This is a genomic window from Bacteroides propionicifaciens DSM 19291 = JCM 14649, from assembly GCF_000375405.1.
Lineage (GTDB): Bacteria > Bacteroidota > Bacteroidia > Bacteroidales > Bacteroidaceae > Bacteroides_E > Bacteroides_E propionicifaciens.
The window spans coordinates 71,592-86,681 of record NZ_AQWS01000003.1; the positions used below are offsets into that span (position 1 = coordinate 71,592).

Annotated in this window: 12 protein-coding genes and 1 tRNA gene; 6 read left to right on the forward strand and 7 right to left on the reverse strand. The window is 37.7% G+C overall.

Features of this window, described 5'->3' with window-relative positions:
- Nucleotides 1-12 precede the first annotated feature (12 nt).
- On the forward strand, nucleotides 13-3,120 hold the full coding sequence (locus B091_RS0101540) for a type I restriction endonuclease subunit R (RefSeq protein ID WP_018108247.1): 3,108 nt from the start codon (nucleotides 13-15) through the stop codon (nucleotides 3,118-3,120).
- A gap of 133 nt (nucleotides 3,121-3,253) precedes the next feature.
- Here B091_RS0101540 and B091_RS0101545 read toward each other — a convergent pair.
- Nucleotides 3,254-3,327, reverse strand: a tRNA-Ala gene (locus B091_RS0101545).
- A 78-nt stretch (nucleotides 3,328-3,405) separates the two neighbouring features.
- On the opposite strand from B091_RS0101545, the gene B091_RS0101550 reads away from it, so the two are divergent.
- The 3 genes from B091_RS0101550 to B091_RS0101560 are packed head-to-tail and all read left to right on the forward strand — an operon-like array spanning nucleotide 3,406 to nucleotide 6,058.
- Complete coding sequence (locus B091_RS0101550; RefSeq protein ID WP_018108248.1) at nucleotides 3,406-3,708, forward strand: DUF4286 family protein; 303 nt, start codon at nucleotides 3,406-3,408, stop codon at nucleotides 3,706-3,708.
- On the forward strand, nucleotides 3,708-4,277 hold the full coding sequence (ruvC, locus tag B091_RS0101555) for a crossover junction endodeoxyribonuclease RuvC (protein WP_018108249.1): 570 nt from the start codon (nucleotides 3,708-3,710) through the stop codon (nucleotides 4,275-4,277). The genes B091_RS0101550 and ruvC overlap by 1 nt, the downstream gene beginning before the upstream one ends.
- Nucleotides 4,274-6,058 carry an alpha-amylase family glycosyl hydrolase gene (locus tag B091_RS0101560; protein ID WP_018108250.1) on the forward strand — a complete coding sequence of 595 codons (1,785 nt, stop codon included), beginning with the start codon at nucleotides 4,274-4,276 and terminating at the stop codon, nucleotides 6,056-6,058. Before ruvC ends, B091_RS0101560 begins: the two co-directional genes overlap by 4 nt.
- Here B091_RS0101560 and B091_RS0101565 read toward each other — a convergent pair.
- Together B091_RS0101565 and B091_RS0101570 are read right to left on the reverse strand one after the other, a co-directional pair.
- The gene (locus B091_RS0101565) at nucleotides 6,048-7,079 is read right to left on the reverse strand and encodes an endonuclease/exonuclease/phosphatase family protein (protein ID WP_018108251.1); all 1,032 of its coding nucleotides are present in this window, start codon (nucleotides 7,077-7,079) and stop codon (nucleotides 6,048-6,050) included. The genes B091_RS0101560 and B091_RS0101565 overlap by 11 nt on opposite strands.
- Before the next feature lie 72 nt (nucleotides 7,080-7,151).
- A complete protein-coding gene (locus tag B091_RS0101570) occupies nucleotides 7,152-8,612 on the reverse strand; it encodes an aminoacyl-histidine dipeptidase (RefSeq protein ID WP_018108252.1) in 1,461 nt (486 codons plus the stop codon).
- 168 nt (nucleotides 8,613-8,780) lie between these two features.
- Between B091_RS0101570 and B091_RS0101575 the strand changes: the two genes are divergently transcribed.
- Together B091_RS0101575 and B091_RS0101580 are read left to right on the forward strand one after the other, a co-directional pair.
- On the forward strand, nucleotides 8,781-8,999 hold the full coding sequence (locus B091_RS0101575; protein WP_018108253.1) for a hypothetical protein: 219 nt from the start codon (nucleotides 8,781-8,783) through the stop codon (nucleotides 8,997-8,999).
- Nucleotides 9,000-9,056: 57 nt separating this feature from the next.
- On the forward strand, nucleotides 9,057-9,677 hold the full coding sequence (locus B091_RS0101580; RefSeq protein WP_018108254.1) for an OmpH/Skp family outer membrane protein: 621 nt from the start codon (nucleotides 9,057-9,059) through the stop codon (nucleotides 9,675-9,677).
- A gap of 102 nt (nucleotides 9,678-9,779) precedes the next feature.
- Here B091_RS0101580 and B091_RS0101585 read toward each other — a convergent pair whose 3' ends face one another.
- From B091_RS0101585 to B091_RS0101600, 4 genes are all read right to left on the reverse strand, one after another.
- Nucleotides 9,780-11,177, reverse strand: a complete 1,398-nt coding sequence (locus tag B091_RS0101585; protein ID WP_018108255.1) for a hypothetical protein — start codon at nucleotides 11,175-11,177, stop codon at nucleotides 9,780-9,782.
- Nucleotides 11,178-11,415: 238 nt separating this feature from the next.
- Entirely contained in the window at nucleotides 11,416-12,339 is a 924-nt protein-coding gene (locus B091_RS0101590) for an NAD(P)-dependent oxidoreductase (protein ID WP_018108256.1), read from the reverse strand.
- Nucleotides 12,340-12,360: 21 nt separating this feature from the next.
- Complete coding sequence (gene serC / locus B091_RS0101595) at nucleotides 12,361-13,434, reverse strand: 3-phosphoserine/phosphohydroxythreonine transaminase (RefSeq protein WP_018108257.1); 1,074 nt, start codon at nucleotides 13,432-13,434, stop codon at nucleotides 12,361-12,363.
- 179 nt (nucleotides 13,435-13,613) lie between these two features.
- Nucleotides 13,614-14,945: a DEAD/DEAH box helicase gene (locus tag B091_RS0101600; RefSeq protein ID WP_018108258.1), complete on the reverse strand. Its 1,332-nt coding sequence runs from the start codon at nucleotides 14,943-14,945 to the stop codon at nucleotides 13,614-13,616.
- Between the last annotated feature and the right edge of the window lie 145 nt (nucleotides 14,946-15,090).

Genomic DNA, 15,090 nt, shown 5'->3' on the forward strand with positions numbered 1-15,090 from the left:
TACCAACGAAAGATGACACAATATAAAACCATAGCCGAGTCAAACAACTATATTGTTCTCGACGAATATGCCAAACAAGATATCGCGCGTGAAACCGCTGTAGTCTATCAATCGGAAGCAGCTCTTGAACGAGAATTCATTGAAGACCTCGTTAACCAAGGCTACGAAAACCCCACCAACCTGACTACTGGTGCAGCTATGCTAGCCAACGTAAGGTTGCAGCTCCAAACGCTAAATGACATGACATTTACCGATGCCGAGTGGAGACGCTATTTAGAGGAATATCTAGACAGACCAAGCGACAACCTGATTGATAAAACAAGGAAAATTCACGACGACTACATCTACGACTTTGTTTTCGACGATGGTCATATCCAAAACATCTATTTGGTAGATAAAAGGAATATCACACGCAATAAAGTGCAGGTTATTTCGCAGTTCGAGCAAAAAGGAACTCAACTAAACCGCTACGACGTAACAATCTTAGTCAATGGACTCCCCTTGGTGCAAGTAGAACTCAAAAAGCGTGGTGTTGCCATTCGTGAAGCCTTTAATCAAGTACACCGCTACACCAAAGAGAGCTTTAATAGTGAAAACTCACTCTTCAAATACTTGCAAATCTTTGTTATCTCAAACGGCACAGACAGTCGTTATTTTGCCAATACGGTGGAACGAAACAAAAACAGTTTCGACTTTACCATGAATTGGGCAAAAGCCGACAACACATTAATCAAAGACCTCAAAGACTTCACCGCAACATTTTTTCAGAAAAATACATTCTTAAATATCTTACTGACCTACTCTGTTTTTGATATAAACAACACGTTGCTGATTATGCGCCCCTACCAAATAGCAGCAACCGAACGCATTTTGTGGAAGATAAAGAGTGCTTACCAATCGAAGAAATGGGCAAACACCGAGAGTGGTGGTTTTATTTGGCACACCACTGGGTCGGGCAAAACCTTAACCAGTTTTAAGGCAGCACGACTTGCTACACAACTCGATTTTATTGATAAAGTATTTTTTGTGGTCGATCGTAAAGACCTCGACTACCAAACAATAAGAGAGTATCAACGTTTTTCACCCGATAGCGTTAACGGATCGGAGAGCACCGCAGGCCTAAGGCTAAACATCGAAAAGGACGACAATAAGATTATAGTAACCACCATTCAAAAACTAAACAACCTGATAAAGAGTGAGAACGATTTGGCAATTTATCAGAAACAAGTGGTTTTTATCTTCGACGAAGCACATCGCTCTCAGTTTGGCGAGGCCCAGAAGAACCTAAAGAAGAAGTTCAAAAAATACTATCAGTTTGGTTTTACAGGAACACCAATATTCCCTCAAAATGCTTTAGGAGCTGAAACCACTGCCGATGTATTTGGTCGTGAGTTGCACTCTTACGTATTAACAGATGCCATTCGAGATGACAAAGTGCTCAAATTTAAGGTGGACTATAATAATGTCCGCCCACAATTTAAAAAGCTAGAAGAAGAGCAAAACGAGCAAGAACTGAGTGCAGCCGAAAATAAGAAAGCACTCCTCCACCCTGCTCGTATCAAAGAAATTTCGCAATACATCCTAAAAAACTTCAAGATCAAAACGCACCGCAACGAGGGCAGCAATAAGGGCTTCAATGCCATGTTTGCTGTAAGTAGTGTCGATGCAGCCAAATGCTATTACGATGAATTGACAAACCTCCAAAAAGGGGTTGAAAAACCACTACGAATTGCAACTATCTTCTCTTATGCAGCCAACGAAGAGCAAAATGCCAAAGGAGATATTGCTGATGAAACCTTTGAGCCTTCAGCTCTAGATGTCAGTGCAAAAGAATTTTTAGTCAAGGCAATCAACGACTACAATACCATGTTCAAAACGAACTATGGAGTAGATAGCAACCAGTTCCAGAATTATTATCGCGATCTATCTGATCGAGTAAAGAAACAAGAAATAGATTTGGTTATTGTTGTGGGGATGTTCCTTACGGGTTTTGATGCACCTACACTCAACACGCTATTTGTAGATAAAAACCTTAGGTATCACGGTTTGATACAAGCATTTTCGCGTACCAACCGAATTCACAATGCCACAAAAAGCTTTGGGAACATTGTTACATTCAGAGATTTGGAGCAAGCTACAGTCGATGCGATTACGCTGTTTGGCGATAGCAATACCAAAAATGTCGTGCTCGAAAAAAGCTATAAAGAGTATCTTGAAGGTTTTACGGATATTATGACAGGCGAAGCTCGTAGAGGTTATATTGAAGTAGTAAAAGACTTAAATGAGAAGTTCCCCAACCCCGATGAAATCGCAACAGAGAAGGATAAGAAAGAGTTTTCTAAGCTCTTTGGCGAATACCTACGCATAGAAAACATACTTCAAAACTACGATGAATTTACCTATCTCAAAGCTTTACAAAAAATCGACCCGAACGATACAAAGGCTGTTGAGCAGTTTAAGGAGAACTATTTCGTTACGGACGAAGACATATCGACCATGCGAGAGGTAGAGGTGCTACCCGAACGTGCTATTCAAGATTACCGTTCGACCTATAATGACATTCGTGACTGGCTAAGAGATGAGAGAAGCAGTAAAGAAGCAGAAGAATCCAATATCGATTGGGATGATGTAGTTTTCGAAATTGACCTACTCAAATCTCAGGAGATCAACCTAGATTATATTCTGGAATTGATCTTCGATCAGAATACAAAAGAGAAAGACAAAACAACCTTGGTCGAAGAGATACGTCGTATCATTCGTGCAAGCATCGGCAACAGAGCAAAAGAGAGCTTGGTAGTAGATTTTATCAACGAAACCGATCTTGATACCATTCACGAAAAGGCGGAAATAATCAAATCATTCTTCGAATATGCACAAGAAAAGCAAAAGACCGAAGCGTCAGCATTAATCGCTGAAGAGAAATTGAATGAGGAGGAAGCAAAGCGATATATCACATCCTCACTAAAAAGAGAGTTTGCAACCGAGAACGGTACAGAACTCAATGCTATATTACCAAAAATGAGCCCACTAAACCCGCAATACTTAACTAAGAAGCAGACGGTATTCCAAAAAATAAGTGCCTTTATCGAAAAGTTTAAAGGTGTGGGAGGCAAATTGTAGAAATGTCGCTAATGATGTAATAAAAAACATCATACTTGTAGTAAAATAAAAAGGACTGAAACAGAATTAATTCTATTTCAGTCCCTGATTTGGTCCCGCTTAGTTGTAGCCAACTAATAATCAATGCAGATTGTGGAGTATATCGGACTCGAACCGATCACCTCGACACTGCCAGTGTCGCACTCTAGCCAGATGAGCTAATACCCCAAATTTGATATCACAAAGATAATATCTTATTCTGAATTTATTACTATTTTTGTACTGAAATAAATTAATGCTTACATTATGCTTATATACAATACAACATATCACGTTGACATTGCTGAAGAAGATAATTTTTTGATTTGGGTTAAAGAAGTCTTTATTCCTGAAGTAATCCAACAAGAAGTATTGCAGAACCCTAGAATCTGCAAGATATTGAGCCATAGCCAGCCCGACCAAGTCAACTATGCCCTGCAATGGGAAGTTGAATCAGCTGCTGTGCTTCATAAATGGCATATGGAATATGGCGACTACGCTAAAAAAGAAGTAACTAAAATATTCAAAGAAAAGGTACTTAGCTTTGACACTTTAATGAAGGTAATCTAATGATACAACCTGTAAAGGAAAAAATCATTCTCGGTATTGACCCAGGAACAACTATTATGGGGTACGGTGTGATTAGAATTAATGGCACTACCCCAACTATGGTTGCAATGGGCATTATTGACCTTCGAAAAATCAAAGACCATTATCTCAAACTCAAACATATTCACGAAAGAATATACGGACTTATTGATAGTTTTCTTCCCGACGAAGTAGCTATTGAAGCCCCCTTCTTTGGTAAAAACGTTCAGTCGATGCTGAAACTCGGTAGAGCACAAGGTGTAGCCATGGCTGTTGCCTTAAGCCGAGATATTCCCATAACAGAATATGCCCCACTAAAAATCAAGATGGCCATTACAGGAAGTGGAGCTGCTTCTAAAGAGCAAGTGGCCGATATGCTACAACGAATTTTACGATTCGACAAATCAGAGATGCCAGTATTTCTTGATGCTACAGATGGATTAGCGGCAGCCTACTGTCATTATCTACAAATGGGACGCCCTCAAATAGCTAAAGGATTCAAAAGTTGGAAAGACTTTATTGCTAAAAATCCTACAAGAGTATCCAAATGAAAACAAGAATATCTTTTCCCCCTTCTATAAAACTGCTTATGCTAATTGGATTGCTACTCGCTTCGGCATGTGGGCAAACTGATACAAAGGATAAATACCTATTATATCCTACACCAGAGCAGGCAGTAGAAGAGATGAATTATACACCCGACAAAACTAAGTTTCAGCTTTGGGCACCTACCGCAGACGAAGTGAGAGTACTTATCTACAAGAACGGTGACAGTGGACATACTGAGAAAATGTATAATCTGACTTTAGACGAATCCACTGGAGTTTGGAGTGCCGAAGTTGAAAGAGACTTAATGGGGCTCTACTATACTTTCAACATCAAAGTTAACGATTTATGGCAAGGCGATACGCCAGGAATTACAGCCAAAGCAGTGGGCATAAACGGTAAACGTGCCGCAATTATTGATTGGAGCAAAACCAATCCTGAGGGATGGAACCAAGACAGACCGCATGCCCCAAAAGACGTATCAGCTAATATAATTTACGAACTTCACCTACGTGACTTTACAATAAACAAGTCTAGTGGAATATCAACCTTGAATAAAGGAAAATATCGAGGTTTATACGAAGTGGATACTTACTACGACAACCCTACAATTCAAACAGGAATAAATCACTTAAAAGAGTTGGGTGTTACTCATGTTAAACTCATGCCAGTATTCGACTTTAACGGCAAAGACGAGCTCATTGCTGACGCAAGCAGCTATACTTGGGGATATGATCCATTAAATTTCAATGTCCCCGAAGGCCTATACTCGAATAATCCTAAAAACCCCTACTCTCGAATTATAGAGTTCAAGGAGTTGGTGATGAACTTACATAAAGCCGGTATTAAAGTTATTCTTGATGTGTCGTATGCCTACTCGAATCCACAAAACAGTAATTTCCAGAAGACCTTTCCTGGTTACTACTTTGCACAAGACCAAGAAGACAATTTCATTATAAGTCAGAATGGCAAAGCAAAACTTGCAACACAACGCCCTATGGTGCGTGAATTTATTATTGAGTCGATGATGCATTGGATTAGTGAATACCATATTGACGGGTTTGCTCTTGACCAATTCGACCTTTATGACCCAGAAACCCTGAAGGATATTGAATCTGCCTTGAGAAAGAGTAACCGTGGTGTAACCTTAATGGGATCACCTCAGCAAAAGACGTTAAGAATGCCCCTAGCTAGCAAAGGCGATATTCCTGAATCTATGAAAAGCTTCGCTACTGCTCTTCGTTCAAACCCAAACGACAGCATAATGAATTCCTATCTACTTGGAGATGTAAGTCAAGTAGAAGAGGTTAAAGCGGGGTTAACTGGAGGTGTAAAGCACCCTCAACTCTACTTAGACAGTTTAGATAATGCCTGGACTCGATTTACGACTACACCTCTGCAGGCAATAAATTTTATCTCAAGCTCTGACGGACTAATTCTCGGAGACTACCTTGAGATGAATAGCACTAGTTCACTCTATAATATTGAAAAAGTAAGACTCAGCAAGCTAGCCTACACCTACCTTTTGACTGCACAAGGTACTCCACAGCTTTATGCAGGAGAAGAGTTTTTACGTTCAAAAGGTGGTACATACAATAGCGCTAAACTAAGCGACTCTATCAATCAAATCAATTGGGATTTAAAAGCGAAACACCTGGAGTTCTTTCAGTATATAAAAGGTTTAATTCAACTGCGGAAAAATCACCCTGCCTTTCGGATGTTGACTGCAAATAATATTAATAAACATGTGGAGTTTCTACCCACCGAATATGCTATTAATAAGTGAGTTCCAACTCTAAGATTATGGGTAAGTGGTCGCTAAATCCACCCAAATAATGCATTCCATTATAGGTTCGGAAAGGTTTAAAGCCACCGAACTTTTCATCTTTGATAAGCAGAAAGGGTAGATTTACAATACGCGCCTCTTTGGAGGCAGTATGACAAGAAGAACTGTCATCCAATAAACCACCACTAACAATAAGGTGATCAAGAATATCCCAGCTATTTTTATATTTATAAGTCCCTCTACACCGTTTACGATCGGCCGAAAAAGCCAACATATGATATAAATAATTACGGTCAACTATCTTATCGTTTGGGTTTTGTACGGATAAGATTTTAGAGATGCTTGTATTCTTTGGATAATCGTTAAAGTCGCCCATAATAATAACCTTAGGGAACATTCGATTAGTCAGAATAGAGTCTGCCTTTGCTCTGAGAACTTTACTAACATGAATACGGTTGGGTTCGGATTGTTTTGCCCCACCAAACCTTGAAGGCAAGTGTGCAATAAATAAATCAAGTGTATCCCCTGATACCACCTGACCTACAATATGCAATAAATCTCTAGTTGCACGCTTCCCAACAGGTAACTCACCAACAGGAATCGACTCAGTAGCTATTAGTTTGAATAAGTCTGGTTGGTATAGAAGAGCGACATCAATACCTCTAAAGTCGTCGGAATGGGTAACAACATAGCGATAATCCAGATTTCGTAGCCCTGTACGATGAACTAAGTCGTAAAGTACTGAATCATTCTCAACTTCGCATAAACCAATAAGTGCTGGAGGATTCCACTCGCCCGAGGCTATAATGGCCTTAGAGAGTTGCTGTAACTTCTGATAATAGCGGTAACCGTTCCAATGCTTTAGCGAATTAGGGAGAAAATCTTCATCGTTTTTGAGAGTATCATTCTCAACATCAAATAAATTTTCAACATTCCAGAACAGCACCTGAAAGGATGATTTCTGTTGAGCATTTGCAAGAGAGCAGATTAAGCAAAAAACTGCGACTAAAAGTATTCGCATAGCTTTGAGGGTATTGATACAAAAAAAGGCAAGCCTAAAGCCTGCCTTTTTGAGATATATAGAATTTATATTTTATTTGGTAGCTGGGATATGCTTTAATACATCAACTAGATGATCCCAGAATAGCTCAACAGTAGAAATTTGTAAACGCTCATCAGGAGAGTGAACTCCACGCATTGTTGGACCGAACGAAACCATATCTAAATGTGGGTATTTATCAAGGAATAAACCACACTCAAGACCTGCATGGATAGCTTTGATTTCAGCGTCCTTATTAAACAGACGCTTATAAGACTCAGCAGTGGCCTCTACAATTGCAGAGTGCGGATTAGGTTTCCAACCTGGGTAACCATCACCATGACTTACTCTAGCACCACCAAGCTCGAATGCAGCACGTACAGTATTTGCAATATCATCACGAGACGAAAGGATAGAACTTCTTTGGCTAGTTTCAATACGAATCACATGCTCAGGTTTCATCTTGATTGAAGCCAGGTTAGTTGAAGTTTCAACCAAACCAGGCATATCAAGACTCATCGCTTGCACACCGTGAGGCACAGCATAAATTGTTTTGATAAGCTTATCCATGGTAATTTTGTCAATAGCAAGCTTATGTGGAGCTTCTGACTCTAAGATAAACTTCATATTAGGCTCAATTGCTCCCAATTCATTCTCGATTTCCGCTGCAAAAATATTTAAGTCTGCACGAACATCGTGTTTGAATTTTTCGGGTACAGCACAGATAGCGATAGCTTCACGAGCAATAGCGTTGCGCAAGTTACCACCATTTACTTCGCAGAGGTAAAGATCATACTTCTTATTTAAAAGATGTAAGAAGCGGTTAAGGATTTTATTTGCATTACCCAAACCTAAATGAATATCACCACCAGAGTGACCACCCTTAAGACCTTTAATATCTACTTTGAAGAAGAAATAACCCTGAGGGACCTCAACTGTTTTGTAAGTAAACTCAGCAACTGAATCAATACCACCCGAACATCCGATAAACAATTCACCTTCGTCTTCAGAGTCAAGATTGATTAAGATTGAACCAGAAAGCATATTATCAGCCAATTCGAAAGCTCCAGTTAAGCCTGTTTCTTCATCAACAGTAAATAAAGCCTCAATAGGACCATGCTCCAAAGAGTTATCGGCTAAGATTGCCAATTGAGTAGCAACTCCAATACCGTTATCAGCACCCAGAGTAGTACCTTTAGCCTTTAACCAATCTCCTTCAACAAGAGTCACAATAGGATCTTTGAAAAAGTCGTGTTCAACATCGTTGTTTTTCTCACAAACCATGTCAACGTGCGATTGAAGAATAGTAGTTTGTCTATTCTCATATCCTGGAGTTGCAGGTTTTAAGATAACAACATTACCTATCTTGTCTTGCTTATATTCTAAGTTGTGTTTTTTGGCGAAATCCACTAAGTATGCTAGAATTTTCTCTTCATGTTTTGAAGGACGTGGTATTTGGCAAATTTCATTGAAGTAATGAAATAGACCAGCTGGTTTTAGTTCAGTTATATCCATGATTAAAAATTTATTGTATTAAGATAAGGCGCAAAGTCCATATCATTTATTAATATCTAAATATAGTTAAATAAACGTTTATCGTAGTTTCTTATATGTTTTTCATACTAAAAATGTATGTCCAACTCATTCAAAAGTCTATCTTTGTATTACACAAAAATAATAGAAATGTTTGAGACAATCCTTATAACCGTTGCAATACTTGCGCTTTCTTTCGCCTTTCTAGGCATTAAGATGCTATTAGTGAAGGGTGGGAAATTTCCAAACACCCATGTAAGTGGTAATCCTAAAATGAAAGCTTCAAAAGTTAGCTGTGCACAGTCGCAAGATAGAAATGCACGTAAAGATTCTAAATATGAAGAGTTTGTGGAATCTACCCATAACTAGTTTTAGAAACCTATTAAATTTAAACTTGATACAAACGCATAATTCACAAATTAATTTATGAAGACGAAATTAAACTACCTTATTAAAGGACTTTTTGCTTTTGCTGTAATTGCACTTTTCGTTCAATGTAAAAACGATGGAGCTGCTACGCAAACAGCATCGACTGGTTCTGAAAACCTTTCATTAACTGCTACAGCAGGTGATATTAAAATTGCCTATGTAGAGATGGATACTTTATTGATGAATTATAACTTCTGGAATGATGTTACAGAAGCTATGATGAAAAGACAAGAGGATATGTCTGCTACCATCAATCAAAAGGCTAGAGAACTAGAAAAGGAGTTTAATGAGTTTCAACGAAAGATTGAGAATAACGCCTTCTTAAGCCGTGAGCGTGCAGAACAAGAACAATCACGTTTGATGAAGAAAAGGAATGATATCGAAGAGCTACAAAACAAATTAGCTCAAGAACTATCTGCTGAGGCACAAAAAAATGATTTAGAAATTCGTGATGCTATTGATTCATTTATTCAAGAATACAATAAAGATAAAGGGTACAGCTTTATTATTAGCAATACAGGTAACAACAGCCTTTTATATGCTAACAAATCATTCAACATCACTCAAGAAATTGTTGATGGATTAAATGCTAAATACTCTTCACCAAATAAGAAATAAGTAAGTTTTATATACACAATTACTAATAATCAAATAGGCTGCCAAACAATAAAATTGTTCGACAGCCTATTTTCATTCACATCAAAAAAAACTAAACGAAAACTAGTTCACTTTAGTATCCGTACCAGCAGCAAGTACAACTACAGGGTAATAAGAGTCAAAAGTAATATGATTAATATACTGACCTTTATTGTTTAGGTCGTAAATATGAATTTGATTAAAGCCACCTCCCATCACAGGAATAAACAAGCGGTTATTAATATCAATACAAGGTTTTGTCGAAACAGCAGCTATAGCAGACTGAGGATAATACGCACCAAAGCCTCTTTTCTCTTCATGGGTTACACCATCTTTAACAAAACGAAGCTTATGTTCTACCTCACGGATAATATCAAACGAAGAATTCAACGTCAGAATTCGAGCTGGATAAGTATCAATATCAATAAACTCATTAGAATCTGAACTTTTAGCTTCAACCACTACTTTCACATTATTTTTAAGTTGGCTATCTTTAATCATCGAAATCACGCGATAACCCTCGCCCATTTCAACTTCTCTGGCTACTTTTCCATCTGAGTTCAATACAATAATTCTAGAACCATAAGCAAAAGCTACCTGATCTTCATATCTATAAAAAGGAGCATTCAAAACTTTCTCTGCCGAAAATTCTTCAGAATTACCCAAGACTGCATAATTCTCATCCCACTCACCAGTGAGTAAATTACCCTTTGTAAACGATCCGTCGAAAGATGACCAGGTTAATATCGTATTACGATCGAGCATAGCAAGCTTATGAAGTGCAACTCTAGGCATTTTGTGGATTTTAAGCACTTTAAGGGTTTGAGCATCTATTTCAATCAATCGAGATAAATTTTCAGTGTTGGTGTAAGCAGATTGTGCTAGATACAGTCTGTTCTTATAGATATCCAAATCATCATAGGCACCTTCAAGCTGAAGTTCGTCGTTCAAATTAGGATTTTGATCCAGCAAAATATCATACGAATCGGGGGTTGCCAAATCATTATCAATAAACACTAAATGCTTAGATCCATTAGTTCCTGTACTTGAATGGGTAGTAAAGCCAAAAACACCTTTGCTAAATATCCCTGATAGTTTCGCTACTTTGAGTACTTGAGAATAAGAAGTAGCAGCTGCACGTGTAGTGGGCAAGCTCGAACTAACTGACTCTACTAATCCTACAGATAATTCTCCCGAACGTCCTTCTAGAGTTAATTCATTCGATCCCTGACCTACAACTTCATCATCCAAAAGCCATACGATCTCACTAGATCCCTGATTTGCAACATCTACAACAAAGTGAGACTTTGTCTGGCTAGTAACTTCTATTTCAGAATTAGCAGTAATTTCTTCTCCATTATGTAAAACAGTTTTAAGTGTTACATAATCATTATTGTCACTAGGCTGATTTTCCTCTACTTTATCAGAGCACGATGCAAGCACAGAAAGCAGTGTCAATGCACTAAAGAATTGTTTCTTCATTTCTAATTATTTAATATTTATTTCGATTCAAATATATTACTTATTACACCATGAAGTCACATATTTCAACAATACTGCCTAGTAATTAAACAATAAAACCAGATATGGTAATCTATATTTCTTTAAGATGACATTAAGCAAGAATAAAACATTCATAAATGATTACAATAAAGCCCCATAACATCGATGTTATGGGGCTTTATACCTTAAAACTAAATAATACAGGAGTTAGATAAAACTAATTGACTTTAAACTCAGTATTTCCTGATAGGAAGAAATCTATTAATTCGCGAGCTGCAGCAATAGCAGCATTATTATTGGCTTCAACTGTTTGAGCTCCCATTTTCTTAGGAGTAGCAAAGAATCGAGGAGAAAAGTTGCTAAATTCAGCAAGTCTATCAGGAGCTATGTCAGTCAAAAACTTAAAGTTAGGCTTTTCTTGAAGCATGTTTAACATTGCTTCCTCATCAAGAATCTCCTTACGGGCAGTATTGATTATAGCACCATCAGCAGGTAGCAAGCTAAGTAATTCAGCATTAACTACACCTTTAGTCATAGGAGTATAAGGTAAGTGAAGAGATACAATATCAGATTTTCTATAAAGTTCTTCTTCTGAACAAACAGGAACAACTCCATTCCTGTAGATAGTCACTGAAGGAGTATAAGGGTCATAGGCCAGAATTTTCATACCAAAGCCTTTGGCAATTCTAGCAACATTTACACCTACATTACCAAAAGCATGAATACCGAGGGTTTTACCTTTGAGTTCAGTCCCTGAAACTCCATTGTAGCCATTTCTGGCACCCATAATCAGCATTCCAAAAACCAACTCTGCAACAGCATTTGCATTTTGACCAGGAGTATTCATTACAACTACCCCAGCATCATGTGCAGCTTTGATGTCAATATTATCATACCCTGAGCCTCCACGAACAATCAGCTTTAGCTTTGACGCTGCCTGAATAATTTCTCTATCTATAATATCACTTCGGACAATTAAGCCATCGAAGTCTACAATTTTATCTATCAGCTCATTCTTATCAGTATAGCCTATTAATTGCTCTAACTCGATATCCGCCGATTTTAAAGCTTCTTGCATGGCTTGAACCGCACTCGAAGCAAATGGCTTCTGTGTAGCCAAGAGCACTTTTATCTTACTCATAATAATCTTTTTAACAGTTAGTTATTTAACGTGTTTTTGTTCGAATTCTTTCATCGCATCAACTAAAACCTGAACACCACTAATTGGCATTGCATTATAGCACGATGCACGGAAACCACCAGTAGTACGATGGCCTTTAATTCCAACAATTCCTTTAGCTAGAGTAAAGTCTAGAAACTCTTTCTCTAATTCCACATATTCGGGTTTAAAGACAAAGCAAATATTCATTCTTGAACGATCTTCTTTTACAACTGTTCCTTCAAACATAGCGTTACGCTCAATTTCGTTGTAAAGCAATTCGGCTCTCTCAATAGCTCTATCCTGCATAACCTTTACACCACCCTCTTTCTTAATCCAGCGTAAAGTTTGAAGAGCTGAGTAAATAGGTAAAGCTGGTGGAGTATGAAACATCGACTCTTTATCTACATGTACTTTATAATCTAGTATAGTAGGAATATGACGCTGCATTTTTCCTAAAGCGTCGTTGCGAACAATAATAAATGATAACCCCGAAGGAGCTAAGTTTTTTTGTGCTCCGCCGTAGATACATATATATTTGGAAACATCTATAGGACGAGAGAATATATCTGAAGACATATCAGCAATCAAAGGGATCGGAGATTCTATATCTTCTAAGAATTCAGTTCCATAAACTGTGTTATTGGTAGTATAATGTAAATAATCAGCATCAGCAGGAATGACATAACCTTTTGGAAGGCATTTATACTTTTGATCTTTAGATGATCCAATAACATCAACTTCTCCAAAAGCTGCAGCTTCTTGAATAGCTTTATGAGCCCAAGTCCCTGTATCTAGATAAGCAGCTTTAGTCTTTAAAAAGTTGAATGGTACCCTACAGAACTCCATACTAGCCCCACCTCCTAATAACAAAACAGTATAGTTTTCAGGAATTGATAATAATTCATGAAATAGCGATCGAGCTTCATCCATTACTGCTTGAAAGTCTTTCGAACGATGACTAATCTCAAGCACAGACAAACCTGAATCATTGAAATTCAAAACAGCATCAGCTGTTGATTCGATTACCTCACGGGGTAAAATTGATGGACCTGCATAGAAATTATGTTTTACCATGTCTTATTGTTTAATGAAAAAATAGAGTAAAAAGCGAATGTAGCAAAAGGTTTTAATAAAACCGAATTAAAACGATCTATTTGACTCAATAACGAAGTATTACTGCTCAAATTGATTTGATTAAGCTTCAAATTAAACCATATTAACAGTAAATAAATTACAAGCAAGACATATAGTCATTAATAAGCCTCTTCAATTATAGTTTTCATACCTTTAATTTTTTCGTTGGCACATCTTCTTAAAACAAGCTGAGCAACCTCGGCTTTTACTGCTACAAACGAAAGATGGTCTTTTACGCTTATTTTCCCTAGTTCGTTTTTTTCCAACTTTGCAACCTTATGCATATATCCAACAATATCAATCACATTAAGTTTGTCCTTCTTACCCTTACCGATGTACAGCGTAGTCCAAACCACCTCAGCTGGTGCAGGAGTTGACAGGGGTAAAGGCATCTCTTTTACTTCCGCATCAATAAAATCTGGCAACGACTCTTCTTGATGAAGTATTAAATACGATGTTCCTTTGGCTTCCCAACGAGCAGTACGACCATTACGATGCGTAAATGCATCTTGATCGAGAGGTAAATGGTAGTGAATTACGTGTTCTACTTCGGGAATATCTAAACCACGTGCAGCCAAATCAGTAGCAACAAGAGTAAAGACTGATCCATTAGTAAATTTAAATAACGAACGTTCACGCCAATCCTGCTCTAAACCACCGTGAAAAGCAGCACAGGCAACCCCGTTACGTTTCAAAAACTCAACAGTACGATCTACAGACTCTCTATGATTGCAGAAAACAATAGAAGATTCAGCACCTAAGACACAAAGTAGCTTGAGTAAGGTATCAAGTTTATCCTTTTGAGGAGATACAACTTTGAGCAAGTCTAGGCGAACTTCCAAATCCTTGTTATCGTCTAAGTAATTTAGCTTTAACACACGATTTACTCCTGTAAACTTAGGGATTTCATCGGCATCAGTTGCAGAAAGAAGTATTCGACGTCTAAGAGAGGTCATAAAAGCGATAATAGCCGACATGTCTTCTTGAAAACCAAGCTCCAAAGCCTTATCAAACTCATCTATAATTAGTAATTCTATTGAGTCGGTATTAATATTACCTCGATCAAGATGATCTAAAATTCGTCCTGGAGTACCAATCAAAATCTCTGGATTACCTGTAAGAAGTGCATTCTTTTCATCTAGTAGTGAATGCCCACCATAAGCACAAAGTACTTGATGTCCCGACTTCATAGAGCTAAAAACACGACTAACCTGAAGTGCTAATTCTCTAGAAGGCACTAGAATCAACGTACTTATACCTTTTGATTTGCCTCTATTTTCAAGTTGAATTAAAAGAGGAAGAAGATAAGCCAAAGTTTTACCTGAACCCGTAGGTGATAAAACAATTAGGTCGCGAATGTCAGTTGCAACACGTATAGTTTCTTGCTGTAAGGGAGTTAGCTGCTCTATTTGAAGAGCATGCATAGCATCTTTTATTATATCATTATTCATATGTAGTGCAAAGATACAAAACGAGTTGCGATTACACTTAAACTAGATGTGCATTTAATTCGCTAAGATTATATGAATAACAAACCGTAGGCAATTATCACAAATGAATGATAAACACCTACGGTCTTAAACTTTAAAACAACAC